Origin of the sequence: Salinibacter sp., from assembly GCF_042218895.1 — a bacterium.
Classification (GTDB): domain Bacteria; phylum Bacteroidota; class Rhodothermia; order Rhodothermales; family Salinibacteraceae; genus Salinibacter.
The window spans coordinates 77,797-96,463 of sequence record NZ_JBDGQQ010000020.1 but is presented as its reverse complement, the minus strand read 5'-3'; the positions used below and the strand labels follow the sequence as shown (position 1 = coordinate 96,463).

The 18,667-nt window shown below is 63.3% G+C and carries 15 protein-coding genes; 11 read left to right on the top strand and 4 right to left on the bottom strand.

Annotation, left to right across the window (positions count from 1 at the left end):
* Positions 1-205 precede the first annotated feature (205 nt).
* The gene (locus ABEL04_RS02415; protein ID WP_375800782.1) at positions 206-1,732 is read right to left on the bottom strand and encodes a PLP-dependent aminotransferase family protein; all 1,527 of its coding nucleotides are present in this window, start codon (positions 1,730-1,732) and stop codon (positions 206-208) included.
* Positions 1,733-2,881: 1,149 nt separating this feature from the next.
* On the opposite strand from ABEL04_RS02415, the gene ABEL04_RS02410 reads away from it, so the two are divergent.
* From ABEL04_RS02410 to ABEL04_RS02390, 5 genes are all read left to right on the top strand, one after another.
* Positions 2,882-3,466 carry a carboxypeptidase-like regulatory domain-containing protein gene (locus tag ABEL04_RS02410; protein WP_375800781.1) on the top strand — a complete coding sequence of 195 codons (585 nt, stop codon included), beginning with the start codon at positions 2,882-2,884 and terminating at the stop codon, positions 3,464-3,466.
* A 139-nt stretch (positions 3,467-3,605) separates the two neighbouring features.
* Positions 3,606-4,445 (top strand): serine hydrolase, encoded by an 840-nt coding sequence (locus ABEL04_RS02405; RefSeq protein WP_375800780.1) that lies wholly within the window; start codon positions 3,606-3,608, stop codon positions 4,443-4,445.
* 78 nt (positions 4,446-4,523) lie between these two features.
* Positions 4,524-5,564, top strand: a complete 1,041-nt coding sequence (locus ABEL04_RS02400; RefSeq protein WP_375800779.1) for a dihydrodipicolinate reductase — start codon at positions 4,524-4,526, stop codon at positions 5,562-5,564.
* A 55-nt stretch (positions 5,565-5,619) separates the two neighbouring features.
* Entirely contained in the window at positions 5,620-7,449 is a 1,830-nt protein-coding gene (gene ggt, locus ABEL04_RS02395) for a gamma-glutamyltransferase (protein ID WP_375800778.1), read from the top strand.
* A gap of 86 nt (positions 7,450-7,535) precedes the next feature.
* Positions 7,536-9,125: an amidohydrolase family protein gene (locus ABEL04_RS02390; protein WP_375800777.1), complete on the top strand. Its 1,590-nt coding sequence runs from the start codon at positions 7,536-7,538 to the stop codon at positions 9,123-9,125.
* A 101-nt stretch (positions 9,126-9,226) separates the two neighbouring features.
* Here the strand turns inward: ABEL04_RS02390 and ABEL04_RS02385 are convergent, their stop codons facing one another.
* Positions 9,227-9,754, bottom strand: coding sequence for a hypothetical protein (locus tag ABEL04_RS02385; protein ID WP_375800776.1), 528 nt, complete (start codon positions 9,752-9,754; stop codon positions 9,227-9,229).
* A 477-nt stretch (positions 9,755-10,231) separates the two neighbouring features.
* Between ABEL04_RS02385 and ABEL04_RS02380 the strand changes: the two genes are divergently transcribed.
* Complete coding sequence (locus ABEL04_RS02380; RefSeq protein WP_375800775.1) at positions 10,232-10,621, top strand: response regulator; 390 nt, start codon at positions 10,232-10,234, stop codon at positions 10,619-10,621.
* Positions 10,622-10,959: 338 nt separating this feature from the next.
* Positions 10,960-11,271, top strand: a complete 312-nt coding sequence (locus ABEL04_RS02375) for an ankyrin repeat domain-containing protein (RefSeq protein ID WP_375800774.1) — start codon at positions 10,960-10,962, stop codon at positions 11,269-11,271.
* Positions 11,272-11,766: 495 nt separating this feature from the next.
* On the opposite strand, the gene ABEL04_RS02370 is transcribed toward ABEL04_RS02375, so the two are convergent.
* Positions 11,767-12,708, bottom strand: a complete 942-nt coding sequence (locus ABEL04_RS02370; RefSeq protein WP_375800773.1) for a DUF2911 domain-containing protein — start codon at positions 12,706-12,708, stop codon at positions 11,767-11,769.
* Positions 12,709-13,176: 468 nt separating this feature from the next.
* Between ABEL04_RS02370 and ABEL04_RS02365 the strand changes: the two genes are divergently transcribed.
* On the top strand, positions 13,177-13,548 hold the full coding sequence (locus tag ABEL04_RS02365; RefSeq protein WP_375800772.1) for a hypothetical protein: 372 nt from the start codon (positions 13,177-13,179) through the stop codon (positions 13,546-13,548).
* Positions 13,549-14,237: 689 nt separating this feature from the next.
* Here ABEL04_RS02365 and ABEL04_RS02360 read toward each other — a convergent pair.
* On the bottom strand, positions 14,238-14,531 hold the full coding sequence (locus ABEL04_RS02360; protein ID WP_375800771.1) for a hypothetical protein: 294 nt from the start codon (positions 14,529-14,531) through the stop codon (positions 14,238-14,240).
* A 431-nt stretch (positions 14,532-14,962) separates the two neighbouring features.
* Here ABEL04_RS02360 and ABEL04_RS02355 point away from each other — a divergent pair, with 431 nt between their 5' ends.
* The 3 genes from ABEL04_RS02355 to hemF all read left to right on the top strand — a co-directional run bounded on the left by ABEL04_RS02355 (position 14,963) and on the right by hemF (position 18,620).
* On the top strand, positions 14,963-16,366 hold the full coding sequence (locus ABEL04_RS02355) for a M24 family metallopeptidase (RefSeq protein WP_375800770.1): 1,404 nt from the start codon (positions 14,963-14,965) through the stop codon (positions 16,364-16,366).
* 465 nt (positions 16,367-16,831) lie between these two features.
* Entirely contained in the window at positions 16,832-17,542 is a 711-nt protein-coding gene (locus tag ABEL04_RS02350; protein WP_375800769.1) for an RluA family pseudouridine synthase, read from the top strand.
* A 91-nt stretch (positions 17,543-17,633) separates the two neighbouring features.
* Positions 17,634-18,620, top strand: a complete 987-nt coding sequence (gene hemF / locus ABEL04_RS02345; RefSeq protein ID WP_375800768.1) for an oxygen-dependent coproporphyrinogen oxidase — start codon at positions 17,634-17,636, stop codon at positions 18,618-18,620.
* Positions 18,621-18,667 lie beyond the last annotated feature (47 nt).

Below are 18,667 nucleotides of genomic sequence, written 5' to 3'. Positions count from 1 at the left end.
GACCTTCCTTTTGAGCAGAACGATCACATGTACACCGATTTTCGGCAGTCGGTATCACACCATCTACCAGGGATCATTGCGCGAGACCGCAAATGCCGGGGCAGTCCCTTTATCTGCCCCTTGCTCCACTGTTTGTGCCCGTGGCGCTACGGGAGGAAGATGGGGGCGGTAAGAGAGAGTGCCCACCAGAATCTCGTGGATAGTATTACCTCTTCACAGAGGCGTTCAGCGTCTCGCTGATTTGATCGACCCCCGCCCGAATGTCGGCCTCGTCGACGGCGGCGTACCCCAGCACGAGCCCGTCGCGGTCGAGCGAGCGTTGGGAGTAAAACGAGAGGGGCGGCGCCACCACCTCGCGCTTCCGAAGGGCCGCGGACGCGGCCTGGTCGTCGAGGTCATTCGGCAGAAAAACGGTCAGGTGCAGGCCGGCCTCGTCGGAACTGACGTCCAACTGGTCGCCCGTCTCCGCCTCCAGCGCCTCGATGAGAATCGACTGCCGCTCGGCGTAGAGCGTGCGCATCCGTCGCAGGTGGCGTTCGAAGTGGCCTTCCTCGAGGAAGTCGGTCACCACCATCTGGGGAGCGAGGGGGGGACATCGTTCCACCAGGGACTTGGCGGCGGCGAAGGACTCGACCAGGGCTTCGGGCACCACGAGGTAGCCGAGGCGGAGAGCAGGGAACAGCACCTTGCTGAAAGAGCCCACGTAGATCACTCGGCCCGCGTCGTCGAGCCCCTGGAGGGCCGCGATGGGACGTCCTTCGTACCGGTACTCGCTGTCGTAGTCGTCCTCCAGAATCCAGGCGTCCGAGCGCTCGGCCCAGTCCAGCAGCTCCAGCCGCCGGGACAGGCTCATGGTCATGCCCAGGGGGTACTGGTGCGACGGCGTTACGTAGGCCAGGCGTGCGTCTCCGTCCGTTGAGCGGGCCTGATGCAGGGACAGACCCTCCTCGTCGAGCGGAACGGGGACGGTCTGGGCACCCGCCCACCGAAAAGCCCCCTGGGCCCGCGGGTAGCCCGGGTCTTCGATCCAGGCGCGGTCGCCGGGGTCGAGCAGCACGTGGGCCGTGAGCGTGATGGCCTGCTGCGTGCCCGAGACGATGATGACCTGCTCCGGCGAACAGTGGACGCCCCGCGACTCCTGCAGGTACGCCGAGATGGCCTTTCGGAGCGGGGGGTAGCCGGTGGACTGACGGTAGCCGAGCATTGAGGCCGGCAGGCTTCGCCACCGTCGGCCAGTAAGCTGGCTCCACGTCTCGATGGGAAACGCGTCGAGGGCCGGAAGACCGGGGCGGAATGGGCGGGGCTTTGCGTCGGCACGGAAGGAAGACAGCTCGATGTCGGTCAACAGCTCTCCGCGGGCTGAGAGGGGCGAGGCGCCGCTCGACCCGTCCGAGGCCTGATCGCGGGACGGATGGAGGTGCGACTGGCCTCGGACGTGGAGCAACTCCTCCGGTAGCTCCTGGGCCACGTACGTCCCTGAGCCCACCCGGCTTTCGAGGTACCCCTCCGCCGTGAGTTGATCGTAGGCCTCCAGTACCGTATTGCGCGAGATGTCCAGCTTTTCGGCCAGGCTCCGTGTGGCGGGCAGCTGCATACCCGACAGAAGCTTGCTCGACAGGATAGCCTGCCGCAGGTCCCGGTACAGTTGGCGGTACAGGGGAACGGCCGCGTCCGAATCGAGCTCCACGCACTGTAGGACGAGGGGGGTCGGGTGTTCATTCACAGTGGACACTGAAGACGTGTGAATTGGTGCCTTCCCAAATCAATCATTGGTTCTTTTTTCCGTCACCGGTGCTTAATACCGTGATTACTGATTGTTCTCGCGTTCTTTTTCTGCGGCCTGTCGGGCAGAAGCGTTGGCCCGGTCTCCGCCCGGCCCGCAAGTTGTTCTTCACAAGCACCTACGGTGAGCCGCGAAAGGGACGGTTCGGATATTGTTCTTTACTTACGAGAATAGGTCTAGCAGAATAGACCTACGCCCTACGGGTCGAAGCTGCATGGCACGGGCCATGTGGTGAGAAATCTGACCCAGGAAGGGGAACTGAGGACGAGCAGTGACGGGACATAAGCAACCCCGCGAAGGTAAGTCCAAGATGGTTCCCTTGGCGCATTCCCAACAAGGTGAGTGCGAGCGAACTGCCTTAGTCTCCAACGGGAAACTTGTCCCCTCACCTAAACTGCTTTAGAAGGAGTCTAGAAGCGTCGTGGAATCGGGTCCCGCGCTCCGGCGAACCGCTACTGCTACCATACAGCAACGTGTGCATGTCGGAGACCGGGCGCACGACGTGGGTGAGCCCCAGACCAGAACATTGATTCCATGTGTTCTGGATAGCGTGAACGTAGGACGCATGACCGGGAATCCTGATCCAACGGTCGCTGGTGGGATACCTCCAAAGCGGAGGGTTAATGGACAGTTAGCGAGGCAGCACCTAACTTGGGAGAAGACCAACGAACCGTCAAACGTGGGAAGTGCTGATAGGAATGGCAAGGCCCCCGGATCGGCCAACGACCTACCAGCACGACGGAGTTACCGTAGTAGTCTGAGCAGCGCAAACCGCTGACCTTGACGAAGGGTAACAGCAGGATACGATCTCATTTATCGAAGTAGCCGAAATCACCCAGCGGTGGATACCGATGGATGTAGGCAAAAGTGCAAGTGAGAAGGGTAGCCCTTTGAGTGTCCTGTGGAGAGCCGTAATGCCGTGGAAAACGGCACGCACGGTTCGGAGAAGAGAATGGTTAGACGGACAACCTTCATGTGACCGCGAACTGTTCTTATTCTACTTTACCATGGTCATGCCCTCGACGCTACGGAACGCGCTCATGACGCTCGCTCTTTTCCTGCTCGGGGCAGGGGTCGCTCACGCACAGGAGCCGGTCCGTGTCGGGGACGGTGACAGAGGGCGAAACGGGGGAGCCACTGCCGGGGGTGAATGTGACCGCGGTCGGCACTACCGTTGGTACGACGACCAATCCCTCGGGAGAATACAGCCTGACCGTCCCGGAAGAAGTCGACTCCCTGGCCTTCAGCTTTGTGAAGTATCAGCGGGTGGTTCGGGCCTTTGAGAATCGCTCTGTCATCAATGTGACTCTCCGACCCGCCGTGGAGCAGCTCGAAGACGTAGTCGTGACGGCGCTCAGTAATGTGGCGACGTTTCTGAATCCCGAGGCATGGGTGGACCACCGGCACCACAATTACGACCATCTGGACTTTGAGCCGCCTGTTGATCAAAACCCGGACCTGAGCACGGAGCGCATCCGGCGTGCACTGTACCTCCTTTCGGATATTGACCGGAACCGATCGAACGTTCCCGATGTGTCGCTCGATGGCTCCCCTGGTGGGATCAGTCGCAAGAGTGTGAGGGAGAGCCCGGTGGGGACCTCGAAGTGCCTGTATACACGGGCTGTTCCCGCAATGCCTCCTCCAATCGTTCCCCTCTTCCTAAATGACACACGAAGTGACTGACACAAGTTCGTCTTTATGGTCCTCGGTGTTCGGAGATGCGCGGTGGAGAGCATTGGGTGCGGGGCTGAAACTCCAATTCTCCCGAGGGCTGATCCGATCGAAAATTATTGCGCTCGCCCTCTTCGTCATCCCTCTCTCGGTGCACGCACAGTCCATCGACGTGCTGGAACGTGACATTCAGGCCGTGCTCGACTCGGTGGACGGCGACTTTGCCGTGGCCGTCCGCAACCTGGATGACACCAGCGAGACGCTCCTGATGAACGAGCACCAGATGTTTCACGCGGCGAGCACGATGAAGACGCCCGTGATGATTGAACTATACCGGCAGGCGCAGCAGGGGAAGTTCAATCTGGACGATTCCATCCGGGTCGAGAACGAGTTCCGGAGCATCGTCGACGGGAGCCGCTACTCCCTCACGCCCGAGGACGATAGCTACGAGAAGCTCTACGATCACCTTGGGGAGAGGCGCTCCATTCGCACTCTCATGCGTGAGATGATTACGGCCAGCAGCAATTTGGCCACAAACATCCTGATCGAGAAGGTAGGGGCTGAGAACGTCACCCAGACGATGCGCCGGTACGGGGCCGACAGCATCCAGGTGCGGCGCGGGGTGGAGGACATGAAGGCCTACCGGCGCGGCCTCAACAATGAAACCTCGGCCCACGATCTGCTGGTAATCTTTGAACGTATCGCCCGGGGCACTGCCGTCAGCGAAACGGCCTCACAGGAGATGATTCAGATCCTGAAGCAGCAGGAGTACAACGACATGATTCCAGCCCGCCTGCCTGACTCGGTGGAGGTTGCCCACAAGACCGGCTGGATTACGGGACTGCACCATGATTCCGGAATTGTCTTCGTTCCCGGTGGGCCTACGTACGTCCTGATCCTTCTCTCTCAGAATCTCGAGAACGAGGATGCCGGGGTGACGGCCTTTGCCCGCATTTCTCGGCTCGTGTTTGATTATATGATACAGGAATGATTACGTGATTCAGGAGCACAGAGCCCGCGCTTGCAACGGGGGCGGAGTTTTTTGTCAAATTAGGTCGACTACAATCCTGTGAGCACCACATCTCCCCTTCGCATCGTTCAGTACGGCCTCGGCCCCATCGGTCAGGCGACCGCCCAGACTGTTCTCGAAAAATCCGACGCGATGACGCTCGTGGGCGCCATCGACATCGATCCCGATAAGGTGGGCCGGGACGTGGCCGATGTCGTTGGCGACGGTGTATCCCCCGCCGGCGTCACCATTTCGGACGACGCCGATGACGTTCTTGCGACCCGGCACCCGGACGTTGTGCTCCACACGACGACCTCCTTTCTCGACGGCGTCACCGATCAGCTCGTGCAGTGTGCCCGGGCCGACGCGCACGTCGTCTCGTCTACCGAGGAGCTTTCCTTTCCCTACGACCGTGCCCCCGAGGCCTCCGACCGCCTCGACCGCGTGGCGCAGGAGGAGGGCGTCGTGATTGTGGGAACCGGCGTGAACCCGGGCTATGCCATGGACACACTTCCGCTCACGGCCACGGGGGTGTGTACGGACGTGCAGGCCGTCCACGTGGAGCGCGTTGTCGATGCAAGCGAGCGCCGGGAGCCGCTCCAGGCGAAGGTAGGAGCGGGCATCACGACCGAGTCGTTCGAGGAGAAGAAGGCGAGCGGTACGTTCGGCCACATTGGACTCCGGGAGTCGCTCCTGATGCTGGCCGACGGACTGGGGTGGACGCTCGATGCGGTGGAGGAAGAGCTGCAGCCCGTCCACGCCGACGCTCCGGTCGACACGGGTTTCCGACAGGTGCAGCCGGGCAAGGTAGCGGGCATCCACCACTCGGCCACCGGCCGCATCGATGGACAGCCCAAGCTGACGCTTGACCTAAAGATGTACGTGGGCGCGGGCGAGTCGTACGACGTAGTCACAGTGGAGGGCGAGCCGCCGATTGATCTTCGCTTCCGGGGCGGCATTTTTGGGGACACGGCCACCGTTGGCATGCTCGTCAATACCGCGCCGCTGGCCGCGAAGGCCCAGCCGGGGTTGCGGACCATGGCCGACTTGCCGGTGCCCCGGGCCTTTGCCACAAAGCCCGTGGTCGAGGCTGCACACTGAACCGCCCGCACCTGGGGCGGTCCCACCGACGCTTCGTATCCATCCCTCCGATCGTGTGCTTGCACTCAACGTGGACGGTACTGTGGGGGAACGAAGTCTGGGGCTGCTCCCCGCAATGCTCCTCGTCGCCGTCCTTCTGGGGGGCTGCCGCCCGGCCGAGACGTCCGACCGCCCCATGCGCCAGACACGCCTACCGGTCCAGCGCGCCGTAAGTGAGGGGGGCATGGTGGCGGCGGCGCATCCGCGGGCGGTGGAGGCGGGGACCTCGATGCTGGAGGCCGGGGGCACTGCGGTCGACGCGGCGGTGGCCACGGCCTTTGCCCTGCACGTCCTGGAGCCGATGATGTCGGGGCCCGGCGGGGGCGGCTCGATGACCCTGTGGGACCCGGAGACGGAGACCGCCGACTTCGTCGACTTCTACGCCAGCGCGGGCGCGGACCCCGACCACGGCCTCAACGCGGTGCCCGATTCGGTCCTCCAGAAAAACCGGGAGCGCATGGCCGCGGTGCCGGGCTCGGTCGCCGGACTCCTCTCGGCCCACAGGAAGTACGGCGCGCTGTCGCGGGAGCGCGTACTGGCCCCGGCCATTCGGCTGGCCCGAGCGGGCTTCCCCGTGCACCCCCTTTTCGCCCGCATCATCGACAACTACGAGCACCGGCTCACCTACGACGAGGACGCCGCCGCGATCTTTTATCCCGACGGCACGCCGCTTCAGGCCGGAGACCATCTCGAACGGCCCAACCTGGCCCGGACGCTCGAACGGATTGCGGACGAGGGCCGTGACGGGTTCTACGAAGGCCCCGTGGCCCGCGCCCTCGTGGACCAGCTACAGGCGGGCAATAACCCGCTGACGATGGCAGACTTTGCCAACTTCGAGGCCCGTTGGCGGAAGCCCCTCTGCGGCACCTACGGGCCCTACACGGTGCTCTCGGCCACCCCGTCGCTCAACGGGGCCGAGGTCATCGAGACGCTCAACCTGCTCGATCCCTACGATCTGTCCAGCCTCGGCCCCCCGAACCGGGATCCAAAGGCGCTCGGACGGGTGGTGGACGCCATCCGCATCGCACGAGCCGACCGGCTGCGCTGGATCGGGGACCCGGATGAGACGGGCGTCCCCGCCGTGGGGCTTGCCAGCTCTGCCTTCGCCAACGAGCGGCGGCCTCTCATCGGAGGACAGATGCCCGACTCCCTGGCCGCGGGCAATCCGTGGCCGATGGAAGAGAACGGACGCCCGGAGGCGTGCAAGGCCCTCAATTCCTTCCCGCCCACCGACTTCCCTCAACCCGAGCCTGAGACGCAAAAGACCGACACCACGACCGGGCTCGGCCGTCACACGACCCACATCTCGGTCGTCGACGCGGAAGGGCGCGCCGTGTCGCTCACCGAAACGATGGGCCTCTACTTCGGCTCGGCAATCTACGAGAACGGGGTCTTCCTGAACAGTGCCGCCATGAACTTCACGGGGCCGGACAAGCGTCCGGTGGCCAACCGGCGGGCGGGCCGGCGCACACCACGCTCCTCGACCGCGCCCACGCTGCTTCTGGAGGATGGTGACGTGCGCCTCGTCGTGGGCTCCCCCGGATCCGGGCGTATCCCGCCCGCCATCGTCCACATGGTGCTCTACACGCTCAATTACGGGTACGATCCCGCGACCGCCGTTCAGATGCCCCGCGTGTATCCGCTGGTCGACACCTCGGTCGTGCGGGTGGAAGGGGGCATTGCGGCGTCTGCCTTGGCCCGCCTCCGGGAGCGGGGGTACGACATCGAGGCCTTCGCGCCGTTCGACGCGTATTTCGGCGGTGTGCACATGGTCTACGTGGACGAGGAGGGTCGACGCATCGGGGTGGCCGATCCGCGCCGGTACGGCACGGCGTCGGGGCTGTAAGGAGAGAAGGGGGGAAGGTGAGGAAGTGTGGAGGGGCTGAACAATAGTAATTCTCACGGAGCGTCCCGCAGGGACGCTTGACTGTCATGCGTATCTTGATCGGTCTTCTCGCCGTTCTGACGCTCGTCTTCGGAGCCGTGTCGTCCCGTCCCGTGGCCGCGCAGGTGACGTACGACGTGCTGATCGAGAACGGGCGGGTGCTGGACGGTTCTGGGTCGGCCTGGGTGCGGGCCGACGTGGCGGTGACCGACGGGCAGATTGCCGCGGTGGGCGATCTGTCCGACGCGGTGGCCGACACGGTGCTGGATGCGGAAGGGCTGTACGTGGCCCCTGGGTTCATCGACGTCCACTCCCACGCCGCGGAGGGGCTCACAACAAAATCGTTGAGTGCGGCCAAGCCACTGCTGGCGCAGGGCATTACCACCGTGGTCGTGAATCCGGACGGTGGCGGGGCCGTGGACCTGGCGGCGCAACAGGACTCGCTGCTCGCGCATGGCCTTGGGGTAAACGTGGGGCAACTGGTGCCGCACGGCGCCATTCGGGAGAAGGTGATGGGCACATCGGATCGGGATCCGACGGAGGAGGAACGGGCGGAGATGAAGGCGCTCGTGCGGAAGGGGATGGAGGCCGGCGGACTCGGGCTGTCGAGTGGACCGTTTTACGTGCCCGGAAGCTACGCGGAGACGGAGGAATACATCGCCACTGCACGGGTTGTCTCAGAGTACGGCGGGGTCTACCAGAGTCACATTCGGGATGAATCGAACTATACCGTTGGCCTTCTCGCGGCCGTCGAGGAGGTGATCCGGATTGCCCGCGAAGCGAACCTGCCGGGGATCATCACCCACATCAAGGCCCTCGGCCCGCCGGTCTGGGGCTTCTCGTCGGCCGTGGAGCAGCGGGTAGAGCGCGCCCGGGCGGAGGGCGTCGAGGTGTTCGCCGACCAGTATCCGTACACCGCCTCCGCCACGAGCCTGACCGCCGCCCTAGTGCCCCGCTGGGCGCAAAGCGGCGGGCGCGACTCGCTGCTGCACCGCCTCGATCAGAGCGATCTCCGGACTCGCATCCGCTCCGACATGGTGGAGAACCTGGAGCGGCGGGGAGGGGCCGAGCGGATCCAGTTTCGGCGCTTCGCTCCGGATTCGTCGATCGAAGGGAAGACGCTGGCCGAGGTGGCCGCGGAGCGAGACGAGGAGCCGCTGACGGCGGCCCTCCACCTCATCGAGCAGGCCACGCCGGGTATCGTGTCGTACAACATGCTCGACGAAGACGTGGAGCGGTTCATGCGGCAGCCATGGACCATGACGTGCTCGGACGGTGGCCTCGTGGCGCGGGGCGAAGGGGTGCCACATCCCCGCAACTACGGCGCCTTCGCGCGGAAGCTGGGCCGCTACGCGCGGGATCGAGGCGTCGTGGAACTCGGCTTCGCGGTGCGCAGCATGACACAGCTCTCCGCGACGGTGATGGGACTTCCCGATCGGGGACGCCTTCAGCCCGGGGCCGCAGCGGATCTCGTGGTGTTCGACTTGAAGAACGTAGACGATCCGGCCACCTTCCGGGCGCCACATCAGCTCTCCAAAGGCATGGTGCACGTGCTCGTGAACGGTCGGGTGGCCGTTCACGATGGAACCTTTACAGGCGTGCGCGCCGGACGGGTTCTGTCCGCCTCCGCGGAATGACCCCGGCTCACTGTCCCGCCCCAGCCCGCCGGTTGCGAGCGGTCCGACCCCGACCGTCGCCGAACCTGTGCTGTTCAATTCGCGTCCCCACGACGCAGGCGCTACTCCCTGGACCCCCCCGATCCGGCTGAGAAGTAGTACCGGAATCCGATGGCGCCGTCGAAGCGGAGCGACTCTGGATCTGTCAGTCGCAGGGCAGGAGCGACTTCGACGAAGATGTCGAGTGAAGCCGAGTCGGAGATGTACGTGATGCCGGTGGGGGCACGGAGGGCCCACTGATTGCTGGTGCCTTCGAGCACGGTGTACTGAACCCCACCGCCAACGTACAGCGCCAAAAATCCCTTCTCGACCGAGACGGCGTTGAAGTTGTGAAAGAGATAGTCGCTCCGGAGTGTCCAGTACGACTGGTCCTCGCTTCCGAGGTAGAACGAGGTAAGTCCGGAAACCGCCTGACTCCCCGAGATCCAGCCCTTTCCGGAAAGACCTACGGGATCCCGGTTGAATACGCTGTTTGTGACGCCGAGCGCGGCCCCCACGCCAATCCCCTCGGGTTGAGCGCGTGCGGTTGGGAGAGCGAGACTACCTAGAACCACGAGAGCGACGAGTGCAGAAGAGAAAATGCGGGTCATGGACAGGAGAAGGCCTGAGAACGAAGAACCAACGGGAATTCCGAATCGAACGCTACAAGATGGGAGGACAGAGCATCCGAATCAACAAGCGCGGTGCGCATCCCGATTCCCAGTGTAGAGCAACCGATCTGAAAACGTAGCGAGTTTTCCTGTGACGGCCGAGTGTTTGCCTGCCCTCGGGTCGTTCTGCCTGCGACCCCTCCGCTTCCAGCCAACGCTTCCCTCTCCTCGGCCTCCCAAATACCAGATGGTGCTGCACGGAGACGCGGAGACTCCGGCGGAGATCGTTCTGCATCGAGGGGCCCTATTCCCAGATCTCTTCGGGTTCGCTTCCAGGATGGTCCGAAAAGCAGTGGGGGGCCGTTCGCGGGGTCCTCCGTTTCGGAGTGAGAAGTTTGTTGAAAGGAGGAACGGCCAGCGTCTCAACTCATCCAAGCCGAAGAATTCTTTTCCGCCCCTGGGCCCACGGCCGAGCCGATGAGTTCCTCAGAACCCCTGCGTGTCCTTTCCGTCGAGGACAACCCGGAAACGAGACTCCTCCTCAAGCACCTGCTGAAGCAGAGCTATGAGGTCGTCCTCGTTTCCAACGCAAAAGAAGCGCTCAGCTACGTGGAGTCCGAGCCGTTCGACCTTCTTCTCGTGGACATTCATCTCGGAGAGGGGAAAAGTGGGACGGAGCTTCTCCACCTCCTCCGCGAGCGGGAGCCGACAAGGGAGGTGCCGGCGATTGCGGTTACCGCCTACTCCATGCCTGGCGATCGGGCGGACCTGCTTGAGGAGGGCTTCGACGGGTACGTAAGCAAGCCGTTCACCAAGGCAGAACTCACCGAGACAATCGATCAAGTTCTTCCGGCGAGAGAGGAGTGAGGTCAAACCATTCTCCGGCCCCCGACGAGGCCCCCGTTCCGTTCAGATCGGAAGGGATTCCGCCGACCAAGAAGAGACCGCGACATTAGACGTCGCTTATCTCCTCCCCAAAAAGCGGATCCAAGTCCACTGCCCTGGCGCCGCTGAGCGGCAACTCTCGGCCCTGGCGCAAAGAGCCAGAGCCCCGATCGTCCTTGTTGGAGCAGTGCAGTTGACACTCCCGGACCAGCCCCCTCCAGTCCGCGACTTTTCAGGTACACCTCACCCGACAGAGCGGAGAGACGGCTGCTGGGTAGGTTCCTGGAGGGCAGCCGGGCCCGACGCGATCGTTCCGGCGGATGGCCTCGTGGCGATTGAGGGGTTTCGAGCCCCTCGTCGCCGTGGTGTTAGCAGCGTACAACGGACACACACGCATCGCCAAGTTCCTTCTCGAGCATGGGGCCCGCGTCGAAGCCCGCAACCCCGAAGGACGCACGGCACTTATGTTTTCGGCAACGGGCTCCTTTCCTGAGACCGCCGAGCTACTCCTAAACCAGGGCGCAGACCCAGACGCCACCGGTCAGGTCGAGGGATGGTCCCCAATCATGTTTGCCGCGGCGGAGGGCCGCTCTAAGCTGGTCCAGGTCCTTCTGGAGCGAACCCTTCGCTGAAAGACCAAGACGGAGAGCAGGCGATTGACTTCGCCACGAAGGGCGGTCACAGCAGGGTCACGAAGATCCTCAAGCAGCACACGGGGCAGTAGGGAGCGCCGAGACGTGGACCAGAGTTTCGGCCCTGATCGGTTGCTTTCAATTCCACCGGTACGAAAGAAGGCCCTGTAGAGGCGCACCGGCCCGTCTGTTCACTGGACCATTCCCGTCCTACGGTGGAAGGCAGGCGGGGGGGCGGTTCGCGGGCCACTCGTACGGAAAACGACTCCTGACTGGCCATCAACTCCTTCTGCGGGCCGGATTCGAAGCTGGAGGTTCCTGATCGCTTATCGTGATTCTGGCGGTGACTTCGGCGTTCGGGCTCTCCGGTGCCACCGGTGAACACTGAGGCTGACAACAGCCCCACCGCGAGCCACTCTGCCCACGACGGGGACATTTTCTCCGTGCTGGTGGCACCGATCGTCGGTTCCCAACCCCAGTTCCGGGCGAGTATGACTACATCTTCGACTTCCACGTTTGGATCTGCTTCCGGATCTCCTGCAGTCCGTCGGGGGACTCCTCCATCCCCTCCGCCGTCGACACCGCGGCGTTTGCCGTCTCGACGGCCCTCTCGAATTGTCCCCTCGCGGCCAGAACGTGAGCCTTCATCCGGAAATTATCGAAGCGCTCCTCGATCTCAATCGAACGGTTCACCCAGCCAAGGGCCTCGTCGAGCAGAACCTCATTTTCGAGCGCGTAGCTGGTGTACTGGAGCGGGACCCGCCAGTCCTCGGTCTTCGACACCCTCTTTTCGGCACGGGCGCGGAGGAGCTCCGTCGTGCTGGCGGAGATCTCGAACGGAACCCGGGTTTCGGCCCAGTGGAGGACGCAAGTTGCCGTGCTGTCCGTGACCCCGCTGAAGGAGAAGGTCATCATTTCCCGGAGGGAGGCCGTCTCCGGTTCGACCTGTACCCGAAGGACGTCTTTGCTCGAGTCGTAGTTGTAGGCGCCCCACTGCTCGGCCTCGCTGTTGAAGATGAGCGTCCACATCTCTGGTCCGGGAATCGTAAAAAGGCCGTAGGTACCCGCCTTCAGGGACTTGCCTTCGATGCGGACTGGCGTGGAGAAGGAGATCGTGGTGGCTTCATTAGCGCCTGTGCGCCAGACCTCATCGAACGGCACGAGGCCCCCGAAGATCTCGCGGCCCCGAACGCTCGGACGGCCGTAGGCAATCCGCACCTCCGTGATCCCCATCGTCTGGCCGACGAGGGCGTTGGGGCTCACGCGGGGCACCGTATTTTCCCGATCAGGGACCTGCTGAGTTGTCGTATTCTCGTCCTCGCCTGCTGCCTGGGTTGAGGACGGATCTGAGGAGGAACCGCCGGTCGGCTGACATGCACTCGCGAGCAAGAAAACGATACCGAGAATGATAAAGCAGGCTGGAAACCGGGAAAGCATGGTAGTTGGGCGTTGGAAACGACATTTGAGTGGGCAAGCGATCCAAAGAGATGAAAGTACTCCACAGTTCCGTGCTCCTTCCAGCCGTCATGCTGAGGGCCCGAGGTCTTGCCCTTTGGAGGCTCCTCCAGAAGCGATCCGCGTGAATGCGTTGCGAGTGCCGCGTGACGACGCGGGTTTACGCGCAAGAGATCCGGCCAAGCAGGAGAGGACGCCCTGATCAGTTCTCTCTAGCGCCGAGCCCCCGAGGTTACGAAAGGGCAACACGTGTTTCGGCGCCTCCTCCATCGGGAACCACCCGGTGTCCGATGCAGGTTTCTCCGGTAACGAATCTGTCCCCGCGAGCATGGATAGATCCCGAGGCGTCGAGGGGATGGTGTGACAAAATTGAAAGGGTGCCCCTCGGTGGCATTGCGTTCCGAGGGGAATCACGTCTGGCGGCAACTTTTCATGTTCAATCATTCCCCAATGACTGGATACTGGCTGGAGTTTGTAGGAATTGGCTTCCTCGTCGCGTTGATCGCAGCCGACAAGGGGCTCGGTCTCAGCAGGCATCTGGAAGCCTTCGTGCGCCGGTTCGAATCAGAGAAGACGCGGGTGGCGCTCCGAACCCTCTACTATAGCCTAATGGGGCTCACGGCCCTTCTCGTTCTCAGTTTAGAAGAGATTGTTCAGGGGATCCCGTTGTTTCCGCGTCTGGGGGGAGTATGGGTGCCTATCGGACTCATTCTAGGCATCGGGGTTTTCGGCGCCATGATAGAAACCGCCACCGAAACGCCGGAGGCCACCACAGAGCCAGAAGCCCCAGACAAGCGTGAAGAGGTCGGAAGGTCATGCTGAGGGCGTTATGCTCCGGGGGGCGGACGTGTCTCCTGTCTCCATCAGGTGCTCGAATCACCCCTTCTGCCTCCATGCACGCCCCCGACCATGCCGGTGACCTACCGCCCGGTGTCGACCCCATGCCAATGCCCGACACGAAAAAGGATGCGAAGATGCTTCTGATCTTGCTCGACGCCGGTCTCTACCCGAAATGCGAGCCCGATCAAAACTGCTCAGAGGAAAGCGATTGAGGCGGTCGACGGGCCGCACCTGATTAACGGCTCCCTCTCAGCCGGCGTCCGCGTCGGAGGTGGAGGCTCTTCTCCGGGCGCCTCCAGAAGAACATGCCCCTCGCCCAGGGAAGCCGAAGCTGGGCGTCCCCGCCGGAGAACTCTTCAGCGCACTGTCCTGGCCTCGGTTTGCTCTCGCGGAGCGTGTCGCTGGCGGAAGCGTCCCTACGGAGAAGAGCCGGGAGGTACGCCGCGTTCTTGACGTTCCGGTGGCCGCCTGTACAGTTGCTGACGTGAAAACCACCAGATCTCTCCCCGAAGGAATCGGTGTCTTCTATTCGAAGAGCACGATGCATCTCATCGGCTCGTGGAGTTTCTCCACAGGTCGGCGCTCCGCCTTCGTCTGTGGGCCGGGAAAAAAGCACCTGGACCGGACGGTCACCTCGCCCCAAGTCCCCCCTTTCCCGCCAGGTCCAAGGCCTACTTGGCCTCTACATCGTACTTTCCGTGGATTCTTTGAGCGAGGGCCGTCGTTTTCCGAACAGCCTTTAGGGCGCTTTTCTTCTCGTAGTCGCCGAGCTCCTCCCAGTCCTCGTAGGTGTGCTGAGCGGCGTCGAGTCCTGCCATCAGGAGCGTCGCGTCGGCCCGGAGCTCTTCCTCGTAGGTGCGCTTGAGAATCTCTTTGTACTGCTCGCGAATCGACTCAAAGTTGGGATGCCGGGCGTTGTAGGTCTGTTCGAGAAGATTCAAGAGAGGCTTGCGGGACAGGGCCATGACGCGCCGATGAACACTTTTTCCGAGGAGGCAGGAATGCGCTCAAAAACGTGCTTCTGAAAGCAAGTCGAAGCCGAGATTTTCTGTGATGAGCCTACAGATTTTGAACGGTAATCCGACTCCTCACATTTTTCGGTTCGCCCGCCTCCGAAGAGATACTGTGCACCCCCTCCGGGCCTGTCTTTAGCGGAGAGGGCGTTCCGCTGGGCGTGGGCGGTGAGACGTGTCGGGCGTGGCAAGGTGCTCCAGGAGAAGAAACAGGCCCCCTGTCCAACTGCCTCCTTTTGTCGCGGTGTGCCTCAGCTCCTGGGACTCCTCGGGGCAGGGACTTCGGTTCCCAGTTCTCGATCGACGCAGACTGTCGAATTTGGCACGGCCGGCAGCTATGTTGCGGACCTATCGATCGTCTTTCAATCTCAACCGTCCACCCCATGAAAGACACTCCTCTCCTCCTCTCCCTGCTCGCCGCCGCCCTGCTTTTTGCCGTTCCCGCCAGTGCTCAAGTGCCGAATGGCACGCAAACCCAGGACGGATACGTGCCGGATCAGCCAATGCCCATGGATCCGGCAACCCCGACGGTGCTCTCCATGGAACAGCGGGCCGCCGTCGTCAACGATTGGCTTGAGACACGCCTCGACACGGTGGTCGCCGCCGCGATGCGTGCGGAAGGGATAGACCTGTGGGTCGTAAGCGGGCGCGAGTACAACGAAGACCCGGTCCTGAAGACGATGCTGCCGGCCACCTGGCAGTCGGCCCGCCGCCGCACGATTCTCGTGTTCTACGACCGAGGTCCCGGGGCCGGCGTCGAGCGGCTGGCCGTTTCGCGGTACGACGTGGGAGATCTGTTCAAGACGGCCTGGGACAAGGAGCAGCAGCCCGACCAGTGGGCCCGGCTCGCCGAGATTATCAAGAAGCGGGATCCGGAGCGCATTGCCATCAACCGTTCAAAAACGTTTGCCCTGGCCGACGGCATGACTGACACTGAACAGGCCCAGCTCAAGGCCGCGCTGCCGGCCCGGTATGAGGACCGTCTCGTGTCGGGCGAGGAAGTTGCTGTGCGCTGGCTTGAGACGCGGACCAGGGAGGAGCAGGCCGTCTATCCACTGGTCGTCCGCCTGGCCCGATCAATCATCGCAACGGGCCTCTCGGAAGAAGTCATCCAGCCAGGAGTCACCACGACGACGGACCTGCAGTGGTGGTACCGAAGCCGCATCCGGGACCTGAACCTGACAGCCTGGTTTCATCCGACCGTCTCCGTACAGCGGCCCGACGACACCAAGGAGGGGGATTTCTCGTCCTCTGAAGGTGAGCAGGTCATCCGCCACGGCGACCTGCTGCACGTAGATCTGGGCATCTCGTACCTTCGCCTCCACACCGACACCCAGCAGCACGCATACGTGCTTCGTCCGGGTGAAACCGAGGCCCCGGGCGGTCTCCAGCGCGGATTGCGGGAAGCAAACCGCGTTCAAGACCTCCTCACCGACCAGTTCGAGACGGGCCGCACGGGCAATGAAGTCTTGCGCGGCGCCCTCACTGCGGCCGATTCGGCGGGCATCAACGCTACGATCTACGCCCATCCGATTGGCTTTCACGGACACGCCGCGGGACCGCTCATTGGGCTATGGGACCAGCAGGACGGAGTGCCGGGCAAGGGCGAGGTGCCCCTTCGGCCGAATACGGCGTATTCCATTGAGTTGAACGTGCAGGCCAGCGTTCCCGAGTGGGGCGGGCAGGAGGTCCTGTTCCGGGTGGAGGAAGACGCGCTCTTCACGGGGGGGTCCGTCCGCTACCTCGATGGGCGGCAGACCCAGCTGTACCTGATTCCGCGGCAGTGAGGGCCCTGTGCAGCGTGCGGGGAAGAGGAGTAACGACTCAAGCAGGGACCCGCCCAACAGCCAATCTGTGAGTGGGGACCCTATGCCCCCGTTCGGTCTCAATGTCGGGAAATGAGCCGGAGGTGGCCTGGGTGATGAACCAGGGGCGGCCGAGGCGGGGCAAAACTCTGCGGGACATCGGTCGTTTTGTCTCGGCCAGGGAGACAAGCCCAGGTGCGCCTCTTCTCAGACAAGCAAACCGCACGCTTCCGGACGGCTCGGGCCTGCGGGCGACAATCCTTCGTGCCGATGGTCAAAACTGAACGCGCCGCCCGGGAGTCCCGACGGAGAACCCACGGCCCGGGCCCGAATAGCACCTGAGAGCGGCCCCCTCGGGGCCCTCGCTATGCCCCTCCCTGAGCCGATCACGACGATCGTGTTCGCCGCGTCGTGCCCGCGAACGGGCGTGCCAAACAGCGTTACCCCGTGGACATCCTGAGTCTCGACGATCAACTTTTGGTCGTAAACAAGCCGCCGGGCGTGCTCGCGCAGCCGGACCACACCGGAGACGCTGACGTCGTCACGCTGGGGAAGGAACGGCTCGCGGAGGACGCTGGTGAGCCCTTTCTTGGTCCCGTCCATCGGCTCGACCGGCCGGCGTCTGGGGTCACGGTCCTGGCCCGCACCACGAAGGCGGCCCGTCGGCTCTCCGCACAGTTTCGGGACCGGCTCGTCGAGAAACGATACCTTGTCGTGGTCGAGGGGCGGCTGCGAGGCATCGGCACGTGGACCGACTACGTGGCGAAGCCGGGTCGCGAACCGACGCTCGTCGCCGCCGATCACCCGGACGGAAAGCGCGCGGTACTGAACTGGCAGGCGCTCGAAGCGGAGTCGGATTGCACGCTGCTCCAGGTGGACCTCGAAACCGGTCGCCCACACCAGATTCGCCTTCAGGCCTCTCATCGTGGCCATCCCGTCGTTGGGGATCATCGCCACGGGGCGCAGTCGTCCCTCGAGACACAAGCCATTGCACTCCACCATGCCGTGCTCCGCGTCGACCATCCCGTGACGTCGCGGCGGGAGACCTTTGTGGCGTCTCCACCCGGCGTGTGGGAGAGCGCGACGAGTGAGCCTATGGACGCCGCCGTGCAGCGCACGCTTGCTCACGCAGTGCCGCCGGACGGATCGGACTCGTAGGGAGCAAAGGAAAAAGTCACAAACGTGGCCTCCTCCGATCCGTTGTCCATTCCCGTTGCATCGCTTCTGCCGAATTGATTGTCAGTCCGCCATGGGGGACACCTTCGACCGCGTCGAGACGCTTCGGGAGAACCCGAGGGAAGACATCCCGATGGCTCATCGAATGAAGCGCTTTGTCGAGGCCCTGCAAATTCGGATCACCCGAAAGCTCGATGCACTCGACGACGCAGCGTCGTTCCAGGTGGATCGCTGGGACCGGGAACAGGGAGGAGGGGGGATCACGGCCGTCATCGAGGGCGGAGAACTGTTCGAAAAGGGCGGGGTGAACACGTCGGCGGTACACGGGCCGCTCCCCGAGCGAATGGTACAAGAGTTTGACGTGGAGGAGGCGGCCCCCTTCTACGCGACGGGGCTGTCCCTGGTGGTTCATCCGCGGTCCCCCCACGTCCCGACGGTCCACGCCAACTTTCGGTACTTCGCCCTCGGCGACGACCTCATGAACCCGAAGGACCAGTGGTTCGGGGGTGGGGCCGACCTCACCCCGTATTATCCGCGCCTCGAGGACACGAAGCACTTTCATCGCGTCTGGAAAGAGGTGTGCGACCGCCACGACGTTGCCGACTACGCCGCGTTTAAACAGGAGTGCGACGAGTACTTTTACCTCCCGCACCGCAGCGAAGCACGCGGGGTGGGAGGCATTTTCTACGACTATCTCCGTGGGGACCCGGAAGGCCTCTTCTTCTTTACGCGAGAGGCGGGTCGGGCATTTCTGGAGTCGTACCTTCCCATCGTAAAGCGGCGCAGAGACGAGTCCTACGGGCGGCGAGAAAAGGCCTATCAGCGGATCCGGCGGGGGCGGTACGTCGAGTTCAACCTCGTCTACGATCGTGGAACCAAGTTCGGGCTCGAATCGGACGGCCGCACGGAGAGTATTCTCATGAGCATGCCTCCGGAGGTGCAGTGGCGCTACGACCATACCCCCGCTCCGGACACTCCTGAAGCCGACGCGCAGTGGTATTTTACGGCTCGTAACTGGCTAAATCTGTCTGAGGAGGAGGTCCCGGACAGCACTGTGTAGAGGGGGGTTTTGGGGAAAGTTCAACGCCGGTCTGGAACCGAACACAG

What these genes read in the sequence shown, in the direction of transcription:
- ABEL04_RS02390 (WP_375800777.1), top strand. Translation starts at nt 7,536, where the DNA reads ATGCGTATCTTGATCGGTCTTCTCGCCGTTCTGACGCTCGTCTTCGGA.
- ABEL04_RS02385 (WP_375800776.1), bottom strand. Translation starts at nt 9,754, where the DNA reads ATGACCCGCATTTTCTCTTCTGCACTCGTCGCTCTCGTGGTTCTAGGT.
- ABEL04_RS02380 (WP_375800775.1), top strand. Translation starts at nt 10,232, where the DNA reads ATGAGTTCCTCAGAACCCCTGCGTGTCCTTTCCGTCGAGGACAACCCG.
- ABEL04_RS02375 (WP_375800774.1), top strand. Translation starts at nt 10,960, where the DNA reads ATGGCCTCGTGGCGATTGAGGGGTTTCGAGCCCCTCGTCGCCGTGGTG.
- ABEL04_RS02370 (WP_375800773.1), bottom strand. Translation starts at nt 12,708, where the DNA reads ATGCTTTCCCGGTTTCCAGCCTGCTTTATCATTCTCGGTATCGTTTTC.
- ABEL04_RS02365 (WP_375800772.1), top strand. Translation starts at nt 13,177, where the DNA reads ATGACTGGATACTGGCTGGAGTTTGTAGGAATTGGCTTCCTCGTCGCG.
- ABEL04_RS02360 (WP_375800771.1), bottom strand. Translation starts at nt 14,531, where the DNA reads ATGGCCCTGTCCCGCAAGCCTCTCTTGAATCTTCTCGAACAGACCTAC.
- ABEL04_RS02355 (WP_375800770.1), top strand. Translation starts at nt 14,963, where the DNA reads ATGAAAGACACTCCTCTCCTCCTCTCCCTGCTCGCCGCCGCCCTGCTT.
- hemF (WP_375800768.1), top strand. Translation starts at nt 17,634, where the DNA reads ATGGGGGACACCTTCGACCGCGTCGAGACGCTTCGGGAGAACCCGAGG.